The organism is Actinotalea endophytica (assembly GCF_025717005.1).
Lineage (GTDB): Bacteria > Actinomycetota > Actinomycetes > Actinomycetales > Cellulomonadaceae > Actinotalea.
Window position 1 is genome coordinate 140,673 of the sequence record NZ_JAOVZU010000005.1, and the last position, 21,667, is coordinate 162,339.

Below are 21,667 nucleotides of genomic sequence, written 5' to 3' on the forward strand. Positions count from 1 at the left end.
AGAACATATCGGACACTCACAACCAAACCCACAGGTTTCCCACATGGTTCTGCACAGGCCGCCCCGGCGGGCCACGCGGGCCCGGTGCCGCGACGCAGGGCAGGACGAACGGATCGACGACGCCGAGGGCCTCGGAGTCACAGGAGGATCAGAGATGACGGAGACGTCTGCGGGAGCCCGTCGCTCGGGCCGCAAGGGGCAGGGCCTGACCATCGAGCGGGTGTTCACGACGCCCGGCACGCACCCCTACGACGAAGTCACGTGGGAGCGGCGCGACGTCGTCCAGACCAACTGGAAGACCGGCGAGACGATCTTCGAGCAGAAGAACGTCGAGTTCCCCGCCACCTGGTCGATGAACGCGACCACGATCGTCACCACCAAGTACTTCCGCGGCGCGGTCGGCACCGAGCAGCGCGAGCACAGCCTCCGCCAGCTCATCGACCGGGTCGTGCTCACCTACACCGCCGCGGGCCGCAAGTACGGCTACTTCGCGAGCGACGCCGACGCCGAGGTCTTCGAGCACGAGCTGACCTGGATGCTGCTGCACCAGGTGTTCAGCTTCAACTCGCCGGTGTGGTTCAACGTGGGCACGCCGTCGGCCCAGCAGGTCAGCGCCTGCTTCATCCTGTCCGTCGACGACACCATGGACTCGATCCTCAACTGGTACCGCGAGGAGGGGATGATCTTCAAGGGCGGCTCGGGCGCCGGTCTGAACCTCTCGCGCATCCGCTCGTCGAAGGAGCTGCTGTCCTCCGGCGGCACGGCCTCCGGACCGATCTCGTTCATGCGCGGAGCCGACGCCTCGGCCGGCACCATCAAGTCGGGCGGCGCCACCCGCCGCGCGGCGAAGATGGTCGTGCTCGACGTGGACCACCCCGACATCGAGGAGTTCGTCGAGACCAAGGCGCGCGAGGAGGACAAGATCCGCGCGCTGCGCGACGCCGGCTTCGACATGGACCTCGGCGGCCGGGACATCGTCTCGGTCCAGTACCAGAACGCGAACAACTCGGTCCGCGTCTCCGACGAGTTCATGCAGGCCGTCGCGGACGGCACGGAGTTCGGCCTTCGCGCCCGCCACTCCGGCGAGATCCTGCAGACCGTCGAGGCCAAGGGCCTGTTCCGCAAGATCGCCCAGGCTGCGTGGGAGTGCGCCGACCCGGGCATCCAGTACGACTCGACGATCAACGCCTGGCACACGAGCCCGGAGTCGGGCCGGATCAACGCGTCCAACCCGTGCTCGGAGTACATGCACCTGGACAACTCCTCGTGCAACCTCGCGTCGCTGAACCTGCTCGCCTTCCTCCGCGAGGACGACACGTTCGACGTCACCCGGTTCGTCAAGGCCGTCGAGCTGATCATCACCGCGATGGACATCTCGATCATGTTCGCCGACTTCCCCACCGAGCCGATCGCCGAGACGACCCGTGCGTTCCGCCAGCTCGGCATCGGCTACGCGAACCTCGGTGCGCTGCTCATGGCGACCGGCCACGGCTACGACTCGGCCGGCGGTCGTGCGCTCGCCGCGTCGATCACGTCGCTGATGACCGGCACGGCCTACAAGCGCTCCGCCGAGCTCGCCGCCGTGGTGGGCGCGTACGACGGCTACGCGCTCAACGCGCAGGCTCACCAGCGGGTCATGCGCAAGCACGCCGCCGCGAACGACGACATCCGCACGCTGCACACCATGGACGCGGAGATCCACCAGGCGGCCACCAAGGCGTGGGCCGAGGGCAACAAGCTCGGTACCCGCAACGGCTGGCGCAACGCTCAGGCCTCGGTGCTGGCCCCGACCGGGACCATCGGCTTCATGATGGACTGCGACACCACCGGCGTGGAGCCGGACTTCTCGCTGGTCAAGTTCAAGAAGCTCGTCGGCGGCGGCTCGATGCAGATCGTCAACCAGACGATCCCGCGCGCACTCGCCAAGCTCGGCTACGCGACCGAGACCGCGGAGGCGATCGTCGAGTACATCGCCGAGCACGGCCACGTGATCGGCGCCCCGGCGCTCAAGCCCGAGCACTACGAGGTCTTCGACTGCGCGATGGGTGAGCGTGCCATCTCCCCCATGGGTCACGTTCGGATGATGTCGGCCGTCCAGCCGTTCATCTCTGGTGCGATCTCCAAGACCGTCAACATGCCGGAGACCACCACCGTCGAGGAGGTCGAGAAGCTCTACTTCGACGCCTGGTCGATGGGCATCAAGGCGCTCGCGATCTACCGCGACAACTGCAAGGTCGGTCAGCCGCTGTCGGACGCCAAGGCGAAGAAGGCCGAGGCGCCCGCCGCACCGGCAGCGGAGGTTCCCGGCCCGGCGCCCGCCACGCGCAAGCGACTGCCGCGCCAGCGCCAGTCGGTGACCACGTCGTTCACCGTGGGTGGCGCCGACGGGTACATCACGGCCGGCTCCTACCCCGGCGACGGCCTCGGCGAGCTGTTCCTCAAGCTCGGCAAGCAGGGGTCGACGCTGGCCGGCGTCATGGACGCCTTCTCGATCGCCATCTCGGTGGCGCTGCAGTACGGGGTCCCGCTGGAGACCTACGTGCAGAAGTTCACCAACATGCGCTTCGAGCCCGCCGGCATGACCGACGACCCGGACATCCGCATGGCGCAGTCGATGATGGACTACATCTTCCGTCGGCTCGCGCTGGACTACCTGCCGTTCGAGACGCGCTCCTCGCTCGGCATCTACACCACCGAGGAGCGTCAGCGGCAGCTCGACACCGGCTCGTACGAGCCCCTCGAGTCCGACGAGGCCGACGGCGCCGACCAGGCACCGGCTCCCGCGGTCGCGGAGGCCCCGGCGGTCCGCACCGAGACCCCGCGCGAGGTGCACTCGTCGGCCGAGCTGATGGACCTGCTGCAGGGCCGCGAGGCCGATGCCCCGCTGTGCATGAACTGCGGCATCAAGATGCGCCCGTCCGGCTCCTGCCACGTGTGCGAGGGCTGCGGCTCGACCAGCGGCTGCAGCTGAGTCGTCGGACCCGCGAGGGCCCGGATCCCGTCCGACGGGGTCCGGGCCCTCGCGCATGCCTGCGCCGTCACCCGACCGCCAACCCGGCTACGGCGCTCGGGTGAATGTCGCGCCCGAGTCGGACCGGTTCGCTCACATCGTCCGAACGCACGCCGATCCAGGGGTGGGGAGAAGTGTGCCCACCGACCGAGGAGTTCCTGGATGGCCGAGCGCCGACACGCCGTGCGTCGCGGTTCGCACCGTGCGCCGCGGCCCACCGGCGCCGCCGGGACGCTCGACCGGGTGCTCTGGACCGGTGGTGGCCTGCTCCACGGACGTGTGCTCCCGCCGGTCGCCGCGCTCATCGCCGCCACCAGCTTCGTCGCCGGCTCCGTGGCACAGGTGACGCTGTCGCAGATCCAGGCCGACGCCCTCCAGGTCGAGCAGCGGGCCGCCGCGCTCGCCGCCGAGCAGGCACAGGAGCGCCACGACGCCGCGAGCACGGCACGGCTGAGCGCCCAGGCCACCGCCTACCTCGCCCACCGGCGCACCGAGGCCAGGTCGATCGCCGAGGGCGCCGTGCAGACCGCGGACGAGCTCACGGCAGCGTCCGGCACGTACCTCGACGACGACGAGCGGGACGAGCTCGATGCGGCCCTCGCCGAGCTGACGGCTCTGCTCCAACAGACCCCCGACGCCGAGACGGCCCTCGACACGGCGCTCCAGACCCTGCCGGCCGTGGACGTCGAGCCCGTCGTCGTCGAGCCCCCGGCGGTCTCGCCGATCGAGCCGCTCGCCGACGTGACCGAGCTCCTGGCGGCCTCGGTCGCCGACGCGTCCACGTCCACCCCGGCGCCGGCCGCCGCCGACGTGGTGCTCGACCCCGGGCGGACCGACGCGGGGTCCGCCTCCCGCGGGCTCACGATCCCCCGCGCCGAACCGACCACGGCCACGCCCCTGGTCGTCGCGACCGGCGATGCCACCCCGATCTCCAGCGACGCCACCGACCCGGACCCCGAGCCCGCACCGAGCACCGATACCGACCGACCGACCGGCTCGGCGACCGACGACGCGGGAGAGGTCGGCGAGGTCACCGATCCCGCGCCGGGCCTGTCGCCCGACCCCGGCGCCGTCCCGAGCGCGGCTGACGACGCGTCGGCCGATGCCGCCGTGCTCGCGACCGCCGACCTCGCGCTGTCCGACTCCGAGCACCTGGTCGAGGTCGCTCAACGGCTCCTCGACCTGAGCGCCGAGGTCCAGGCCGTCGTCGAGCAGCGCAAGGCCGAGGAGCAGGCCCGGCTCGCTGCGGAGGCCGCTGCCGCCGCGGAGGAAGCGCGGATCGCCGCGAGCTTCTCCGCCAAGGTCGCGGCCGCCGACGCGGCGCCGAACGGCGAGATCCCGACCCAGTACCTGTGCGGCGTCACCTTCCAGCGCGGCGTGCTCCTGCGTTGCGACGCCGCCGCCGCGCTCGACAAGCTCAACACCGCGTACCGCCAGGCCACCGGGCACTCGCTCACGGTCGTGTCGAGCTATCGCACCGCCGAGGAGCAGGCCGCCCTCGTCGAGGAGAAGGGCGAGGAGATCGCCGCCGCCGCCGGTACCTCTCAGCACGGTCGTGGTCAGGCGATCGACCTCGCGGGCGCCGGCCAGCTCGGCCAGTTCGACGCCCCGCTCTACCTGTGGCTGACCGAGCACGCCGAGGACTTCGGCTGGCACCACCCGTCCTACATGGACCCGGGCGGCGCCGGGCCGCTCGAGCCGTGGCACTGGGAGTTCCACACCGGAACGTGACGCCTGCTCTCACCCGGCGGAGGCTCGGCGTCGCACCACCACGGCCCTGCCCGCCAGGCCCACCAGGAGAACGCCGCCTCCGGTCAGCACCGACGCCACCGGCAGCGAGAGCACCAGCACCCCGCACCCGACTGCACCGAGGGTCGGCAGCGTGCGCGGGCCGACCCGCCGGGCCGCGACGTTGGCGACCAGGTAGTAGGTGAGGACGCCGAACGACGAGAACCCGATCGCGCCACGCAGGTCCGTGGCGAGCGTCAACCCGACGACCACGACGCCCACCGCGAGCTCGGCACGATAGGGCGTGCCGTGCACCGGATGCACAGCGTCCAGCCGTCGAGGGAGGTCTCCCTCGCGCGCCATCGCGAGGACGGTGCGCGCGAGGCCTGCCAGGAGGGCGAGGAGCGCACCGGTCGCGCCCGCCACGGCGGCAACCCGAGCCACGGCGCCGATGCCGGGCCCCACCGACGCGGCAAGGTCTGCGACCGGTGCCGTGGACCGCGCCAGCGCCTCCGGGCCGAGCCCGGCCAGGAGCGCGGCGCCGACGGCGCCGTACACAGCCACCACGATCAGCAGGGCGATCGCGATCGCGCGCGGGATGGTCCTGGCCGGGTCGCGGACCTCCTCGCCGAGGGTCGCGACGCGCGCGTACCCGGCGAACGCGAAGAACAGCAGCCCGGCAGCACCGAGGACGCCCATCGGGCTCCCGCCCGCTGACCAGGCCTGGGACGACTCGAGCAGACCGGCCGCGGCTGCGCCGCCCACCACGGTCGCGAGGCCCGCGAGGACGATCACGACGAGCACCGCGGCGGCGCGGGCCGTGCGGGTCACACCTCGGTACCCGAGCGCGATCGCCGCCGCCGCCACCAGACCTGCCACCGGCCGGGTCCACGGAGCGGGCACCAGGTACGCGGCGACCGCCAATGCCATCGCCGCCGCGCTGGCGGCCTTTCCCACCACGAAGCCCCAGCCCGCGAGGAAGCCCCACCACTCGCCGAGCACCGTGCGTCCGTAGAGGTAGGAGCCACCCGCCGCCGGCATCAGGGCCGCGAGCCGCGCGGACGACATCGCGTTCGCCCAGGCCACACCCGACGCCACGGCCAGGCCGGCCAGCAACCAGCGGCCCGCAGCCGCAGCTGCGGGTGCGAACGCCACGAACACCCCGGCCCCGAGCATCGAACCCAGACCGATCACGACCGCGTCGAACAGGCCCAACCGCCTCGCCAGGCGCATCCCCTGTCCGGCCACGCGCCGATCCTCGCGTCGCCACGTCGCGCGCGCCACCCGGCCCCGCGCTGGGCTCTCCGGGCCCGGCACGGACGGTCAGTGCGACCCGGGCGTGCGGACCGGTGATGTCCGAACCGGTGGCGTCCGTGCCGGGGTCACGAACCAGCTCACCGAGCGCATCACGTCCCCGGCCCGCAACCATGCCCACTGCTCCGCGGCGGGCGACGGCGCCGAGCCGACATGCTCGGGACGCCAGCCGACCATGACGTGGGAACGGGTCCACCGGATCGCGCGCGCGGGGCGCCACTCCTCGAGGCCGTCCGACCAGACCAGACGCACGATCACCGGCACGTCGCCCATCGGCGCGACCGGAGCGTTCGCCGGCTGCTCACGGTTGACGACGCGACGTGGCTCCACCCGCCCAGCGTATCGAACACCTGTTCGAGCGACCAGATCCGCCGGTCAGACGGCGACGAGCTGCAGACCGGAGCCGGCGGCCGACATGGCGTACGAGTCGTCCACGTGGACCACCTGGCGCCCGCGCGCGGTGAGGATCGAGGCGGCCATCGACGCGCGGTACCCGGCCGCACAGTGCACCCAGACCTCACCCGGCGGCACGTCGTCGATCCGCTCGATCAGCTGGTGCAGCGGGATGTTCACGGCGCCGTCGACGTGCCCGGCGCGCCACTCCGAGCCACGCCGGACGTCGAGCACGACGACCGGCCGGTGGTGGCGCACCTGGGCCAGATCGGCGAAGGTCGCGCGGACCTGGGTCCCGATCGGCCCGTCGGTCCAGTCCTCCGGTCGGCCGGTCGCGGCCGCGGCCGGTCGGTCGATCCCGATCCGGACGAGCTCGCGCTGAGCCTCGGCAACCTCCTCCGGCGTCGCGCCGAGCAGCGTGAGCGGCGTGCCCCACGGGATGAGCCAACCCAGGTAGGTCGAGAACTGACCGTCCAGACCGATGTTGATCGTCCCGGGCACGTGGCCCGCGGCGAACGCCGTCCGGGTGCGCAGGTCGACCACCCACTCCCCCGCCTCGAGGCGGCGGCGCAGCTCGGCCTTGTCCGCGAGGCTCGGGAGCGACAGATCCGGCTCGACCGGCCCGTCGACGTTCCGCGGCGCCATGTGCACGTAGTACGCCGGGTAGTCGTCCAGACCCGCGAGGATCGTCTCGACGAACGTCTCCTCGTCCTGCGTGAGCGCGGGGTTGAACCGGCGCTCCTGGGCGATCGTGGATCCGGTGGCGCCCTCGGTGGTCGCCGTCGCCGAGCAGAAGCTTCCGAAGCCGTGGGTCGGCATCACCTGGGTGACGTCGGGCAGGGCCGCCAGCCGGTGCGCCGAGTGGAACTGGTGGTGCGCGAGGGTCGAGGCGTGGGCCATGCCGAGCAGGTCGGGGCGTCCGGTCGAGCCGTACAGCAGCGATCCACCCGAGAAGACCATCGGCGTCTCGCCCTCGAGCACGTACGACAGGTGCGTGAACGTGTGACCCGGGGTGTGCACGACGCGCACGACCATCTCGTCGCCCACCGGCACGACGTCGCCGTCGCGGGTCGGGACCCGCTCGAAGGAGACCTGGTCGTCGGCGTTGACGTGGTACGCCGCTCCCGTGCGCTCCGCGAGTGCGTAGCCGCCGGTGACGTAGTCGTTGTGGATGTGCGTCTCGAAGACGTGCGTGATCTGCACGCCCACGCGATCCGCGAGGTCGAGGACGCGGTCGATGTCACGCTGCGGATCGATCACGAACGCGACCCGGCCGTCGTGCACCAGGTAGCTGCGGTCCCCGAGCGACGGGGTGTCCAGGGTCAGTACCGTCGGGGTCATCGTCGCCTCCTCAGCGCGCGTCCATGCCGGTGACGACCGAGCGTCCGGCCATCCGCCACCCGTTGGTGCCACCCGCGACCGAGACCGCGTCGTAGCCGGCCCGCTGGAGCGCGTCGGTGACCACGAGGCTCCGGTTGCCGCTCGCACAGATGACGTGGATCCGTCCGTCCGTCGGCAGCTCGGCGACCCGCTGCCCGAGCTGGCTCATCGGGACGAGCACGGCCCCGGGGACGTGACCGGCCACGTACTCCCCTGGCTCCCGGACGTCGAGGACGTACCCGCCCGCGGCGTGGACCTCGGCGAAGCCCGTGATGTCGATCTCCCGCACCGTTCCTCCAGATGTCGTCGTCGTTTGGATACCCCCCGGGGTATGCAACACCTAACTCTGCCCATCGTGACTTTGTTCCGCATCCCGGGCGGCGGGCCTGGCGGACTCCCGAGGCACCCGAGCGGCCAGGGCAGCTCCGGGTACCCGGCAGCGACGGAGGAACACCGGCCGCGCGGCCTCGCGCGCAGGTTTCACCCGTCTGCACGAGGACCAGAGCCGTTCGAGTGCGGTATAGGGGCGCCGGGGCCCTTTCACCCGCTCCCCTGGCCGGTGTGGCCCTCGCCAGGCCGGACACTGGAGGTGGAGGGCGTGGACCACGTCCTCAGGCGCGCTCGGGACCATCCCCCCGCCCGGAGCGCGGAGAGGCAGTACGTCGATGGATCGCAACAGCCCGCGCGAGGACCTCGTCCTCGCGATGCTCGAGTCCAGGCACAGCGCCGGTCAGGTGCGCGCCGTCCTGGACTCCTCGGAGTTCGGCACGCACACGGCGCTCGTCATGCTGCTCGCCGACCACGACCTGCACCGTCCGGACTCCCCGGCCGCCGGCCCCGAGCGCCACGCCTCGGTCGCCGGCTACGTGCGAGAGATCGCGGCGGCAGCGCGCCACGCCGGCCCCCGTGCCCGCGGCACCGACCCGCGCTGGGCGCTCGTCGCGGACGCACAGGCCTCACTGGTGTGGCTCGCCGGACGCACCCCGACCTCGGCCGAGGTCCATGCGCTGCTCCGTGCGGTCCTGGCCGCACGTCCGCACCCCGGCCCAGCCCAGGTGCGGTCGCCGAAGGACGTACCGCTGGTGCCGCGGCCCAACGGACCCGACACTCGCCGGACGCGCAGCGACGACCGGCGGTCGTGACCGGGCCGGGCCGGACCGCCAGTCGTCGCTGGGCTTCATGCCGCGCCGGAGCACGGCGCGGGTAGGGCTCAGCTGAAGCCGTGCGCCACCCGGGAGCGCTGCTCCTGGGTCTTGAAGAGCCGGAACCGCGGCAGGAACTTCTCCCAGTCGATCAGGTGGGAGTCGATCTCCGGGCCGTCGATGCAGGCGTGCTTGCGGATCATCTTCCCGTCGACGACGACCGGCACCATGCACGCACCGCACATGCCGGTAGCGTCCACCATGATCGAGTTGAGGCTCGCGACGCACGGCACGCCGTAGAGCTTCGTCAGGTCGGACACCGCACGCATCATGAGCGGCGGGCCGATCGTGACGACCTCGGCGATCGTGCGGCCCTCGCCGCGCTTGTTCGCCTCGAGCATCTCCTCCAGCGGCCCCGTGACGAAGCCGTGGTGGCCGAGGGTGCCGTCGTTGGTGGCGTAGACGACGTCGAGCTGGTCGCCGTATTCCGCCTTGATCCGCCCGACCCGCTCGTCCTCGCCCGTCCAGAACATCAGGCTGGCGCTGCGGAAGCCGGCGATCAGCGTCACGTGGTTGCCGGCCTTCAGGTGCTCGCGCATGATCGGGAAGACCGGCGGGAGGCCGAGACCGCCCGCGGTGAACACCACCGTCGAGTCCTTCGGGTACTCGTGGATCTCGCTCGGACGCCCCAGCGGTCCGGCGATGCCGGCGAAGGCCTCACCGACCTTCATCTGGTTGATCTCCAGCGAGCTCGTCCCGACGCCCTGGACGACCAGGCAGATCGTGCCGTCCTCGGTGCTCCAGTCCGCCAGGGTCAGCGGGATCAGCTCACCGTCGGGACGCGGCAGCACGCGGACGAACTGCCCGGCCTGCGCGGACTGCGCGATGACCGGCGAGTGGACCACGAACTCGTGGATCCCGTCGCTGAGCTCGGCGGTCGACATGATCCGCTGGGCCGTGGCGGCCATCTCGGTGTAGGCCTGCGCACCGGAGACCATCGCACCGATCGTCTCGGGAGCGAGGTCGATCGCGCCGACGATCTCGCGCGCAGCCGACTGGCCGTCGCCCGCCGCGCGGATCGCGGTCGAACCACCGCGAGCCGCGTCGCCACCGGTGTAGACGCCCGGGAGCGAGGTCTCCTGCGAACCGTCGCCGGTGACCTCGATGGTTCCCCACTTGGAGGTCTGCAGCCGAGGCTCGGAGTCCTTGATGATCGGGTTGGCGTCGTTGCCGAGCGCCATGATCACCAGGTCCGCGCTCACGGTCTCGGTCTGACCGGTGGACCGTGGCCGCCGGCGACCGGAGTCGTCAGGCTCGCCGAGCTCCATCACGTCGAGCGTCGTCGCCGTGACGAAGCCGTCGTCGTTGCCGAGGAACTCCGACGGAGAGCGCAGCACCCGGAGGCCGATGCCCTCCTCGAGCGCGTGGTGCAGCTCCTCCACACGTGCCGGCATCTCGGACTGCGTGCGGCGGTAGACGATCGTCACGTTGCCGCCGAGCCGCCGTGCGGTGCGCGCGGCGTCCATCGCGGTGTTGCCGCCACCGATGATCAGGACCTGCTTGCCCTCGACGTCCGGCAGCGGGGTCTCGTACTCCGGGCTCTGCGCGTGCATGAGGTTGACCCGGGTGAGGAACTCGTTCGCCGACATCACGTTCAGCAGGTGCTCACCGGGGACGTTCATGAACCGCGGCAGGCCCGCGCCCGACCCGACGAAGATCCGCCAGAAGCCCGCGTCGCGCAGGTCCTGCAGCGTCGCGGTCTTGCCGACCACGAAGTTCGGCACGAACTTGCCACCGAGCAGCGTGATCTTGTTGACCACGTCGTCGATCAGCTCGTTCGGGAGACGGAACTCGGGAATGCCGTAGCGCAGCACGCCGCCGAGCGCGTGGAACGCCTCGAAGATCGTGACCGGGAATCCCTCGGCCGCGAGCAGGTAGGCGTTGATCAGGCCGGACGGCCCGGAACCGACGATCGCCACCGGAGGCTTCTCGGCCCGCTGCCACGGGTCCGGCCAGCTCGCGAACTTCTCGGCGGCGCCGTTCGGGTTCACCAGCTTGTCCCGCTCGGGCAGGAACCACTCGACCTGACCGATCTGGATCGGGTTCTGCTTGTGCAGGCACACGCCCTGGCACTGCAGCTCCTGCGGGCACACCCGGCCGGTCACGTCCGGCAGCGGGTTGCTGCCCTCGATCAGCTCGAGGGCGTCCCGGAACCGGCCGTTGCCGATCAGCTCCAGCATCGCGGGGATGTGGATCTTGACCGGGCAGCCGCCCTTGGGTTCCTTGTGGTTCGCCAGGAAGATGCCCAGCTCGCACGGCTTCTCGGCGCACTGCTTGTCGCGCAGGGCCTCGAGCCAGATGAACAGGTCCACGTCCTCGCGGGAGTAGCCGAGGTTCATGTACCCGAGGTAGCCCTGGTTGACCAGGCCGAAGTCCTTGGCCCGCTCCTCCGGCTCGCGGATGTGCGGCGGGATGGACACCGAGGCCGGCCAGCCGTCGGAGAGTCCGTCGAACATCGGGTAGCGCTCCGACAGGTGCTTGTCGATCGCCTTGATGAACATCCGCTTCTTGCCGAGCGGCAGGTTCCAGACGAACCGCATGAAGAGCACGCTCACGTCGTCGCCGCGGCGGAGCAGGCCCCACAGCGTCTCGGTGAACTCCTTGCCGAGCTCCGGCTGGGAGAACTCCCAGGCCACCGCGGCCATGCCGTCCGAGATGAACATCTCCCGGAAGGCCGTCGGCTCGGCCAGCAGCCGGCGCCGCAACAGCTCCATCTGCTGGTGGAACTGCTCCACCTCGTCGGAGTGCTCCAGCTCGGCCAGCTGGGCCGCGCCGGTCTCGACCGCTCCCTGCGCGTCCAGGTACCTCAGCAGGTTCTCACGCCCCCCGGCAGCCGGGGGCAGGGTCTCGGTCACTTGATGATCTCCGCGTCGCACGTGGCCTTGACCCGCTCGATCCGGGCCTGCAGCTCCGGGGTGACCTGGACCTTGTCCAGCGCACCCTCCTTCATCTTCGCCACCGTGCGGGCCTCGCCGTCGATGACCTGGGTGACCTTCTCGAAGAACATCGGCAGCTCCTGGTAGCAGGTGCCGCAGTCGGTGCACTTCGCCTGGTCGGTCGGGTCGAGCCAGACCGCTCGGTCGGCGACCGCGGTGGCCGCCGGGGCGGCGGCCGGAGCCGCAGCCGGGGCTGCTCCACGGACCGGCACGGGAGCACTCAGCCCGGACGGCGCCTTGCTCGAGGTCGCGAGCTCGGCCATCGCCCGTGCGATGTCGTCCATCGACGTCTCGCGCAGCGTCATCGCCTCGTCGTAGCGAGCCGTGATCGTCGCGAGGTCGCCGTCGTGCAGCGCGGTCAGCTGGTCCTCGTGCATGCCCGAGAGGTACTGCAGGATCTGCCAGTACCGCCGCCGGTCCTCGACGAGTGCCACGACCTGCCCCGAGCACTGCACCTTCATCAGGTGACGGTCCTCGTCGGTGGCGTAGATGAACGGCACCTTGCCCTCACGGTCGGCGACCTCGAGCTCGACGAACTCGTCGATCGGCACCGCGTTCGCCTCGTCCGCCGGCTTGAGCGGCCGGAACTGCTTCTTGAACCGCGTCTCGCCGAGGGCGAACTCCGCCGGGGTGAGCGACGTGGTCATCAGCTGCACCTGACCCGCCTCGTCGAGGTACTCGAGAGTCGTGTCGGTCCAGGTCTTGTCCGGATCGGGGTTGCCGTCGAGCGAGAACCAGTCGTACAGCGTCTTCCCGCGACGCGGGTCGTGCACGAACAGCGGGCTCATCCGGGACTCCACCGCGAGCCGCGACCGCGCCGCGGACGCCGCCTCGGCGATGCCGTGCTCGGAACCGCACGGCGTGTAGGTGTCCATCACTGCCGGACCCTCGGCGTAGCTGAGGAAGTCCATCGAGCTCTTCAGGAAGTGCCCGTGCATCGACGTCGACGTCGAGGCGACGTAGACGTTCGGGTGGAACGACGCCAGCAGCCCGAGCTCCTTGCGGGACTCGTGCTTGCCGTCGTGCGCCCCGCCGAACCGCGACAGGTCGGAGTCCTGGCCGGTGAAGCTCGCCGTGGACGCCTGGCCGCCGGTGTTGGAGTAGGCACCGGAGTTCAGCACCATCACCTTGATCGGCGTCTCGGACGCCAGGATGCGGCTCATCGCGCCGAACCCGATGTCGTAGCTCGCGCCGTCGCCGCCGATCGTCATGATCGTCGGCATCATGTCCAGCTCGCTCTGCGTGAGCCGGTCCCAGGTCAGGCGCTGCATGACCTTCTCGTGGCGCTCGGGGTCGTACGCGTCGTCGATCTCGAGCCGCGCGGTGCGCATCGCGCGCACCTCGTCGACCAGGTCGTGCGCGACGCCCTCGAAGATGCCCTTCGCCAGCGGCTGAGCGTCCTGGAACAGGCTGTTCACCCACGGGTCGAGGTAGTTGTTGTAGGGCATCGTCGACGCGTAGACGCTCGAGCAGCCGGTCGAGTTCGCGACGATCGTCGAGGCAGGGCCTTCGCCGGTCGGGCCGGACTCGACCAGGTACAGCCGGCGCTCGAGCGTCGAGATCAGCGAGGCGACCCGCTCACGGCGCACCGTCTCGGACGGGTCCAGCGCGGCGAGCTTGTCCTCGAGGCCGCCGAGCAGCTCGGTGAGGGCCTTCTCGTGCGCGTCGCGCCGCTCCTCGCCGAGGGCGTGGCTCATCGACATCACCAGACGGATCGCGGTGACCTCGCCACAGCCGCGGCACGCGCCGTGACCACCGGTCGTCGAGTAGTAGTTGTCGTGGTCGAGCAGCAGCCGCTTGAGGTCACCCTCGGGCGACGTGGAGCCCTCGTAGAACCGCGCGGGCGTGTTCGGCAGCGCCGAGAGCAGCTCGAAGCGGTCCTGCAGGTTCGCCAGGAGCGTGTCGTCCTGGTCCACCGGCGTCAGCGCGCCGGGGCCGCAGACCTCGGTGCACTCCAGGCAGCCCGTGCACTTCCACGGGTCGATCGTCGCGCTGAACAGGCCGCCGCTGCCCGGCTTGGCCTTCTCCATCGCGTCGAAGTAGGGCCGGGTGCGCGCGACCGGGAAGGTCGCGAGCTTCTCGACCAGCGCGGACAGCGAACGGGCGAACGTCGCGCTCTCCGACTCCAGACCGGCACCGACCTGGGCGACCAGGTCGTGGAACGCCGGGGCGTCCTTCTCGGCCAGGTAGCGCTCCCGCACGCCCGCCGCCAGCGGGTACACCTGGGTCCGCAGCGAGGCGCGCTGCGCCTCCGGCAGGTCCAGCGTGTCGATCGTGGTCAGCAGCAGCGTGTGCAGCTCGTGGACGGTGTTCGGGATGGCGGCGTCCGGGCAGACCAGCGCGCACTCCATGCAGCCGGTGCACAGGTCGGGGTCGAACGCCGGAACCGTCCGGCGGAACAGGCCCTTGTCCTTCGCGCCGGCGGACCCCGCCGGCATGAACAGGCCGACACCCGGCAGCACCGGTGCCTCGCCGATCGTCCCCTCGCGGAACGGCCGCGCCACGATGTCCTCGTAGTAGGCCGGGTCGAACAGCGCGCTCGCGGTCCCGCTGTTGGACGAGCACATCTCCTGCGACACGGTCACGGGGCGCAGCATCCGGGCCGGGGCGGCCTCGGCGTCGATCGCGACCAGCTCGGGCGCGTCGTAGTCCACGGCGACGACGGCGTCCACCGCGTCGCGGATGACCGCCATGTTGCCCTCGACGACGGCCTCGCCCTTGGACCCGAACTTCTTCGAGATCTGCGCGCGGACCTTCTCCAGGATGGCGTCCTGCGAGGCGCCCTTCGCGACCCGGTCGACGTGACCGGCGACCGCGCCGATGAACGCGATGCCCATCATGCGGGTCTCGAGCTCGGGCTTCGGGGCGTGCTTCTTGGCCACCGTGAAGGCGTCCATGATCATCAGGCGGATCTTGCGCTCACGGATCGTGGTGCGCGCGTACTTCGGCAGCTGACGCCAGAAGTCGGCCGGGCTGAGGTCGGACTGGATGATCAGCGTGCCACCCTCGACCAGACCCTTGATCGGGTTGGTGTGCACGAACGCCTTGTGGTCGGGCGAGAGCACGACCTCGACGTCCTCGAGCTCGGCGTTCGTGATGAGCACGGGCTCGGGGCTGAGGGTGATGTAGTAGTTCGTCGGCGCGCCGGACTTCTCCGAGCCGTACTTCGGGGCGGCCTTCGAGTGCATCCCGAGGACGCCGGACAGGATGTCCGTGAGCAGCTTGCCGGTCGCGATCGTGCCGTAGCCGCCGACCGAGTGGAACCGGATGCGCATCGCCTCGTCGGGCAGCAGCTGCGGGTTCTCCTTGGTCACCAGCGCCATGTGCTCGGTGCTCGGGTAGGCGGCCTTGAGACGCGCCTCGATCTCGGCCATCTGCGGGGTCGGGTTCTTCGAGAAGAACTGCGAGCCCAGGTAGACCAACGGGGCGGCGGTGCCGTCGATCATCGCCTCGTAGGCGGCGACCAGGTGGCGCGGCTGCACGTCGTGGCCGCCGAGACCGAAGATCGCGGTGGTGACGTGCGGCAGCGCGGCCAGCGCCGGCAGCTCGTGGGCGGCGCCGTCGGCGTTGGCCCGGGCCTTGAACAGCGCGTTGCTGACCAGGCTGGTGAGCGCGGTCTGGTCGGACCGCTCGAGGACCATGACGCTCTTCTTGCCGGCCAGGGCCTCGACGATTTCGGCCTCGGGGAACGGCGAGAGCATCTTGACCGAGACGACGCCCACCTTGTGCCCGAGCGAGCGCAGGTACGGGACGACCGCGCGCACGTCGTCGGTGATCGAGCCGAGGCCGACCATGACGTAGTCGGCGTCCTCGACGTCGTAGGTCATCACGGGGCCGTACTCACGACCCGTGAGCTCGGCGTACTCGGCCATCGCCTGGCGCGCGAGCCTCGGCACCTCGGAGGCGAAGTGCGTGCGGTGGTCGACCGCACCGGCCTGGAAGTCGGGCTGGTTCTGCACCGGGCCGGTGAGGCCCGGGTTGTCCACGTCCACCAGCGCGGGAACGAGCTGACGGGTGCCCTTGCGGGGGGCGTTGCGCCACTGGCGCGACCAGGGCTTGTGCAGCTCGGTCGGCAGCCAGGCGAGGGTCGGTGCGACCAGCTCGCCGGCGTCGTCCGCCTCGATCGCGTCGGCGTTGGTGCCCAGGTGCGCCAGCAGGGCGTCCATCGCGCCCTCGACCACGTCGTCCCGGTGCCGCTCGAGCCAGGAGGTGAGCTGGGCCACGCGGCCCTTGGCGCCGAACAGGATCTCCTGCGCCACGGTCGGGCAGTCGACGCGGCTGGTGGGGTCACCCACGTAGGCCCGCAGCATCTCGGGCTCGGGCAGGACCATCTCCGACATCATGTGGCTCGTCGAGAAGCCGTCGAACGAGTTCGCGACCGGGATGAGGGACAACGCCGAGGTGCGGTACGAGATCGCCGCGAGGTCGGCCGCCTCCTGCGGGTTCGAGCCGAACAGGATCGTGTAGCCGGACGGCAGGAGCGCGTACACGTCGTCGTGGCCGGCCATGACGTTGAGCGAGTGCTTCGACACCACACGGGCCGCGCACTGCAGCACGAAGCCGCCGATCTTCTTGCCGACACTGACGTAGTGCGACTCGAGGGCGTACAGGATGCCCTGGCTGGACGACGCGTTCGAGACGTACTGACCACCCGTGAGCGCGGCACCGAGCGCACCACTCTGAGCGGAGTGCTCACCCTCCGTCTCGAAGAAGAACGGGTGCTTGCCCCACACGTTGACGTTGCCCTCGGCTCGCGCGGCCTCGAAGAGCTCGGAGATCTCCGTGGACGGCGTGATCGGGTAACCGATCACCCCGCCGCAAACGTGACGCATGACGTACGCCACGGCTCCGTTACCGTTCAGAACGGTCGGCTTGCCGGGGTACTGAGGCTGCTGAGAGGTCATCTGCCTGTCCCGTGGTGTGAGCGGTCAACGGTGTCAGGTCGAGGGTCTGCAGCGACCCCGTCGCGACGATGGTGTCGTCGTGGCGGAACGCGTCGTCGCGGTCCTCCCGGCCCGGTCTTGGGCAGCGTAAGTCAGCCCATGACCGCCTCCCCGGACCATTCGTCCTACGAGGCACCCGTGACCGGGGAAAACCCGGCCGAAGCTCGTGTCATACCCGGCCGGCGGAACGGCGTGTCGCAGCCCGATCGCCGTTGACCAGCGGCATCGGGGCACCCACCCCGACGCCCCCGTCGGGCCTCGGCGACCGTGATAGGTCCGGCGCCCGGTGGCCTCAGCGGGCGCCGAAGACCTCGTCGAGGGTCTCGGCCAGGACCGAGTCGACGACGATCCCGGACGTGGTGTGAGCGCCCAGTCCGGGCGTCGGCATGGCCGCCAGCGCCTCCTTCACGAGCGCGTGGGCCTGCTCGTCCGAGGTCTCCGCGGTGTCGATCACCAGGTCGAACTGGTTCTCCTTGGCCCAGTCCTTGCCGTAGAACATCCGGACGAACTTACGGCGCATCGCGTCGTCCGCCTTCACCCGGGTCAGTGCGTCCTCCAGCGGCATCGCGTCGCGTCGGGCGATCCGCTGGGCGCGCCGCTCCAGGGGCGCCTTGATCAGGACGTGCAGCGCGTCGGCGTAGTCGGCGAAGAGCGAGAACCCACCACGGCCGAGGATCACGGTGTCCCCCCGCGCGGCGATCGCCTTCATCGTGGCGTCCAGCATGTTGATCGTCGTGGTGGCGTCCTCGTCGAACAGCTCCCAGATGCTCGGCGGCTCGTCGTAGATCTTCGACAGCTGCGGGATCCCGTACTGACGCAGCACCGAGTCGATCAGCGTCTTGTCGGCGAACGTCCAGCCGAGGTCCTTGGCGAGCGACTTGGCGATCCGGGCGCCGTGGCTGCCCATCTGGCGAGAGACGGTGACGAGGGTCATGGCACTTCTCCTGTCCGCGACGGTGCGGGCATCCGGGACCGGACGGCCCGGAGGACGCGACTGAGTCTACTGACGGAACGGTCAAAAGTCAGGATGTCCTGACGTATCCATGTCTCGCGGCTCGGTCCGCGGGCCTCGGCGCGGACGCCGGCCGCCGGCCGGCGGTCACAGCAGCACACGCTCGCCGTCCTCGGGGACCACCGTGTGCCACCCCAGCTCGTCGCGGACCCGGCGGGCGAGCGCGCGCGAGGCCCGCACCTCGCCGTGCCAGACGTACACCACGTCCGGCGGGGCCGGCGTCGCGGCGAGCCACCCCACGATCTCTCCCGCGTCGGCATGGACGGAGAACCCGTGCAGCACCACGACCTCGGCACGGACCGGCACGTAGCGGCCGTGCATCTTGATCGCCGCGGCGCCGTCCTCGAGGGACCTGCCGCGGGTGCCCTCGGCCTGGTAGCCCACCAGCACCACGGCGTTCCGCTCGTCCGGCAGCAGGTGCTTGAGGTGGTGCACCACCCGGCCGCCGGTGGCCATGCCGGATGCGGAGACGATGATGCTCGGCCGGTTCGGCGGGTCGAGACCTCGCGACTGCGACGCGGTGTGCGCCTCGTGCAGGTCCCCGGGGTCGAGCGCCTCGAGGTCGGTGCCGGCCGCGAGCTCCGGGTCCTGCTCACGTAGCGCGCGCCGGTAGACCTCGAGAGCCGCCAGGGCCATCGGGCTGTCGACGAACACCGGCACGCGCGGGATCCGCCCCTCCGAGCCCAGGCGACGCAGCGCGTGCAGCAGGACCTCGGTGCGGTCCACCGCGAACGCCGGGATGAGCACCGATCCGCCGCGCCCGATGGTCCGGGTGACCACGTCGGCCAGGGCCGCCAGGTCGTCGCCGGCGTGCCGGCGGTCGCCGTAGGTCGACTCGACCACGATCGCGTCGACCGCGGGCGGTGGTGGCGGAGCTGCGAGCAGCGGGTGGGACGGACGGCCGAGGTCGCCGCTGACCACGAACCGCCTGCCGCGCGTGGTGACGACGGCCGACGCCGAGCCGAGGATGTGGCCTGCGCTCTGCAGGTGCACCGAGACCTCGGCGCACGGGCTCACCTCGTCGCCCAGGGCGGTCGGCCGGAACATCGGCAGGCACCGTTCCGCGTCGGCGGTGTCGTACAGCGGACGGGGCGCGGCGTGCCGCGAGTAGCCGTGCCCGGCGGCGAAGGCGGCGTCCTCCTCCTGCAGGTGGGCGCTGTCACGCAGCACGATCGCGGCGAGCTCGGCCGTCCACCGCGTGGTGACGATCGGCCCGGCGAAGCCCTGGTCGACCAACGCCGGCAGGTAGCCGCTGTGGTCGAGGTGCGCGTGGGTCAGGACCACCGCGTCGATGCTCGACGCCGGGACCGGCAGGGGCCTCCAGTTGCGCCGACGCAGCTCGCGCGGCCCCTGGAACAGACCCGCGTCGATCAGGAGGCGACTCTCGCCCGTGTCCACGAGCAGCTTGCTCCCGGTCACGGTGCCGGCGGCGCCGAGGAACCTCAGGCTGGTGTGCATCGTCGCTCCGACCCGGCCCGCCCGACCCGCGCGCGGGCCTCTCCTCCACGGTACTCGGCGACCCGGCGCGGCGGCCCCGATCCGACCAACGATCGCCGGACGAGACAGGTGCGCGATGGGACCGGGCCCACGGCGACGGCCCGGCGTGTCGTCCGTCCCGCGAAACATGGCGGACCCAGACTCCGGGCTCAACGGCGCCGGACCCCGCCTGCGCCCGAGAAGTGGGAGAAGCATGATCAAGCAGTCCACCGACGCCAAGGGCCGCCGGCTCACCTTCGCGCTGCCGACCGAGGCACTGCCCGGTCCGGTCAGTGTCGTCGGGACCTTCAACGACTGGACGCCCGGCAGCCACGTGCTGCGACGCCGGTCGAACGGCATGTCGAGCGCGTCCGTCACCGTCCCGGCCGGGACCACGGTGCACTTCCGGTATCTCGCGGACGGCGGCGCCTGGTTCGACGACACCGAGGCCGACGCGGTCACGGCCGAGGGCAGCTTCGTCAGCGTCTGACCGGCGCGACGGGTCGCGACCTGTGGTGGCCGGCCGTCCGAAGCCGACCGGCCACCACGGTCACTCCCAGCGGAACGTCCGCCACGCGACGGCCCCGAAGACCGCCCCGTACCCGAGCAGGAGCAGCAGGGACACCAGCGGCGGCGCATCGCCACGGACCGTGGCGTTCATCGCCTCGACGGCCGCTCCCGTCGGGATCCAGGAGCTGATGCCCTGGAGCACCTGGGGCATGGCCGGCAACGGCAACCAGAGGCCCCCGAAGAACGCCAGCGGGAAGAACAGCACGTTCCCCAGAGCCGCCGCGGCGCGACTGGTCCGGGCCACCGCGGCGACCACGAGGCCCAGCGCGAACAGTGCCCAGGCGGTGAGCAGCAGGACCAGGACGAACGCCGGGACGCGGCTCGGCAGCTGCCCGCCGAGCATCGAACCGACACCCAGGACCAGCACGACCGCCGCGGCACCGACCACGAGGTTCAGGACGACCTGAGCGCCCAGCAGGCGAGCCGGCGAGACCGGCGTGGTCGCCATCCGTCGCAGCACACCCAGCTCGCGGTAGGTGGCCAACGGCATCGGCAGACCGATCAGCGCGAGCATCGTCAGGGCCACGACGCACAGCACCGGCAGGTAGGCGTCGAAGACGCTCATTCCCCCCGAGCCCGGGATCTCGTCGGCGAACGGGCCGATGTTCCCGAAGATCACCACGAGGATCACCGGCATGCCGAATCCCCAGACGATCCCCACCGGCTCGCGAATCGCCAGCTTCGCCTCGGTCTGCACGACGCGGGCGAACACACCGCGCGGCGCGCTCATCGCCGTCCCACCTCCTCCGCCTCGTGGAAGGCGTGCCCGGTGAGGGCGAGGAACGCGTCGTCGAGCGTGCCCGAAGCCACGGTCAGCCCGCGGGGCCGGAGCCCGAGGCGGTCGAGTGCGAGGACGACGGCGACCACCACGTCGCCCGTCCCGGTGACCGTGAGCACATCGCGGTCGCGACTCACCGAGGTGACCTCGGCAAGCGCCGCGACGACCTCGTCCGCGGCGCCGGGCTCGAGCACGAACCGCAGGTGCGTGGCGCCCCCGTGGCGTTCGGCCAGCTCGGCCGGTGTGCCGACCGCGACGATCCGGCCGGCGTCGATCAGCGCGACCCGGTCGCAGAGCCGTTCGGCCTCCTCCATCGCGTGCGTGACCAGGAGGACGGTGACACCGCCGTCCCGGACCTGCTCGATCAGGCCCCAGGTGTCCCGGCGTGCGGCCGGGTCGAGCCCCGTCGTCAGCTCGTCGAGGATCGCCAGCCTCGGGCTGCCGACCAGGGCCAGGGCGATCGACAGCCGCTGCCGCTGCCCGCCGGACAACGTTCCGTAGTACGCGTCCCACCGGGGCGCGAGTCCGAGCTGGTCGGCGAGGGCCATCGGGTCGGCCGGCCCGCGGTAGAAGGCGGCGTACAGCTCGAGCGCCTCCCCGACCCGGAGCTTGCGCGGCAGCGCACCCTGCTGCTGCTGGACGCCGACCACCTCGTGCAGCGCCGACGCGTCCCGGCGGGGATCGAGTCCCAGGACGTCGATCCGTCCCGCATCGGGGCGCCGCAGGCCGGCGACGCACTCCACGGTCGTGGTCTTCCCCGCGCCGTTCGGCCCGAGGATTCCGAAGATCTCCCCCGCGGCCACCTCGAACCCGACGTCCTCGACGGCGACCAGGTCGCCGTACTGCTTGTGCAAGCGTTCGACCTCGACGACCGGCACGGCGTCCTCCTCGCGCGGTGGTCTCCAGTCTCCCTCCGGACGGTGCC

At 71.3% G+C, this 21,667-nt stretch carries 14 protein-coding genes; 4 read left to right on the forward strand and 10 right to left on the reverse strand.

Translation table 11 applies throughout. From position 1 onward, the window contains the following. The first annotated feature begins 154 nt into the window (after positions 1-154). The gene (locus OEB99_RS10020; protein ID WP_263509910.1) at positions 155-2,971 is read left to right on the forward strand and encodes a vitamin B12-dependent ribonucleotide reductase; all 2,817 of its coding nucleotides are present in this window, start codon (positions 155-157) and stop codon (positions 2,969-2,971) included. A gap of 201 nt (positions 2,972-3,172) precedes the next feature. Continuing rightward, entirely contained in the window at positions 3,173-4,741 is a 1,569-nt protein-coding gene (locus OEB99_RS10025; RefSeq protein ID WP_263509911.1) for a M15 family metallopeptidase, read from the forward strand. A gap of 9 nt (positions 4,742-4,750) precedes the next feature. Here the strand turns inward: OEB99_RS10025 and OEB99_RS10030 are convergent, their stop codons facing one another. The 4 genes from OEB99_RS10030 to OEB99_RS10045 all read right to left on the reverse strand — a co-directional run bounded on the left by OEB99_RS10030 (position 4,751) and on the right by OEB99_RS10045 (position 8,114). Further along, on the reverse strand, positions 4,751-5,971 hold the full coding sequence (locus tag OEB99_RS10030) for an APC family permease (protein ID WP_263510121.1): 1,221 nt from the start codon (positions 5,969-5,971) through the stop codon (positions 4,751-4,753). A 90-nt stretch (positions 5,972-6,061) separates the two neighbouring features. Continuing rightward, complete coding sequence (locus OEB99_RS10035) at positions 6,062-6,382, reverse strand: hypothetical protein (RefSeq protein WP_263509912.1); 321 nt, start codon at positions 6,380-6,382, stop codon at positions 6,062-6,064. Between the two features lie 45 nt (positions 6,383-6,427). Beyond that, on the reverse strand, positions 6,428-7,786 hold the full coding sequence (locus OEB99_RS10040; RefSeq protein ID WP_263509913.1) for an MBL fold metallo-hydrolase: 1,359 nt from the start codon (positions 7,784-7,786) through the stop codon (positions 6,428-6,430). A gap of 10 nt (positions 7,787-7,796) precedes the next feature. Continuing rightward, positions 7,797-8,114, reverse strand: a complete 318-nt coding sequence (locus OEB99_RS10045) for a rhodanese-like domain-containing protein (protein WP_263509914.1) — start codon at positions 8,112-8,114, stop codon at positions 7,797-7,799. A 376-nt stretch (positions 8,115-8,490) separates the two neighbouring features. On the opposite strand from OEB99_RS10045, the gene OEB99_RS10050 reads away from it, so the two are divergent. Then, positions 8,491-8,967 (forward strand): hypothetical protein, encoded by a 477-nt coding sequence (locus OEB99_RS10050; RefSeq protein ID WP_263509915.1) that lies wholly within the window; start codon positions 8,491-8,493, stop codon positions 8,965-8,967. A 68-nt stretch (positions 8,968-9,035) separates the two neighbouring features. Here the strand turns inward: OEB99_RS10050 and OEB99_RS10055 are convergent, their stop codons facing one another. The 4 genes from OEB99_RS10055 to OEB99_RS10070 form a co-directional block, all read right to left on the reverse strand. Beyond that, on the reverse strand, positions 9,036-11,882 hold the full coding sequence (locus OEB99_RS10055) for a sulfide/dihydroorotate dehydrogenase-like FAD/NAD-binding protein (protein WP_263509916.1): 2,847 nt from the start codon (positions 11,880-11,882) through the stop codon (positions 9,036-9,038). Continuing rightward, complete coding sequence (locus tag OEB99_RS10060; RefSeq protein ID WP_263509917.1) at positions 11,879-16,795, reverse strand: 2-oxoacid:acceptor oxidoreductase family protein; 4,917 nt, start codon at positions 16,793-16,795, stop codon at positions 11,879-11,881. Before OEB99_RS10060 ends, OEB99_RS10055 begins: the two co-directional genes overlap by 4 nt. Positions 16,796-17,198: 403 nt before the next feature. Further along, a complete protein-coding gene (locus OEB99_RS10065) occupies positions 17,199-17,840 on the reverse strand; it encodes a cytidylate kinase-like family protein (RefSeq protein ID WP_263509918.1) in 642 nt (213 codons plus the stop codon). 165 nt (positions 17,841-18,005) lie between these two features. Further along, positions 18,006-19,376 carry an MBL fold metallo-hydrolase RNA specificity domain-containing protein gene (locus OEB99_RS10070; protein ID WP_263509919.1) on the reverse strand — a complete coding sequence of 457 codons (1,371 nt, stop codon included), beginning with the start codon at positions 19,374-19,376 and terminating at the stop codon, positions 18,006-18,008. Positions 19,377-19,608: 232 nt separating this feature from the next. On the opposite strand from OEB99_RS10070, the gene OEB99_RS10075 reads away from it, so the two are divergent. Beyond that, positions 19,609-19,884, forward strand: a complete 276-nt coding sequence (locus OEB99_RS10075; protein WP_263509920.1) for an isoamylase early set domain-containing protein — start codon at positions 19,609-19,611, stop codon at positions 19,882-19,884. A 60-nt stretch (positions 19,885-19,944) separates the two neighbouring features. Here the strand turns inward: OEB99_RS10075 and OEB99_RS10080 are convergent, their stop codons facing one another. Further along, positions 19,945-20,694, reverse strand: a complete 750-nt coding sequence (locus OEB99_RS10080) for an ABC transporter permease (RefSeq protein WP_263509921.1) — start codon at positions 20,692-20,694, stop codon at positions 19,945-19,947. After that, positions 20,691-21,620 (reverse strand): ABC transporter ATP-binding protein, encoded by a 930-nt coding sequence (locus OEB99_RS10085; protein WP_263509922.1) that lies wholly within the window; start codon positions 21,618-21,620, stop codon positions 20,691-20,693. Before OEB99_RS10085 ends, OEB99_RS10080 begins: the two co-directional genes overlap by 4 nt. Between the last annotated feature and the right edge of the window lie 47 nt (positions 21,621-21,667).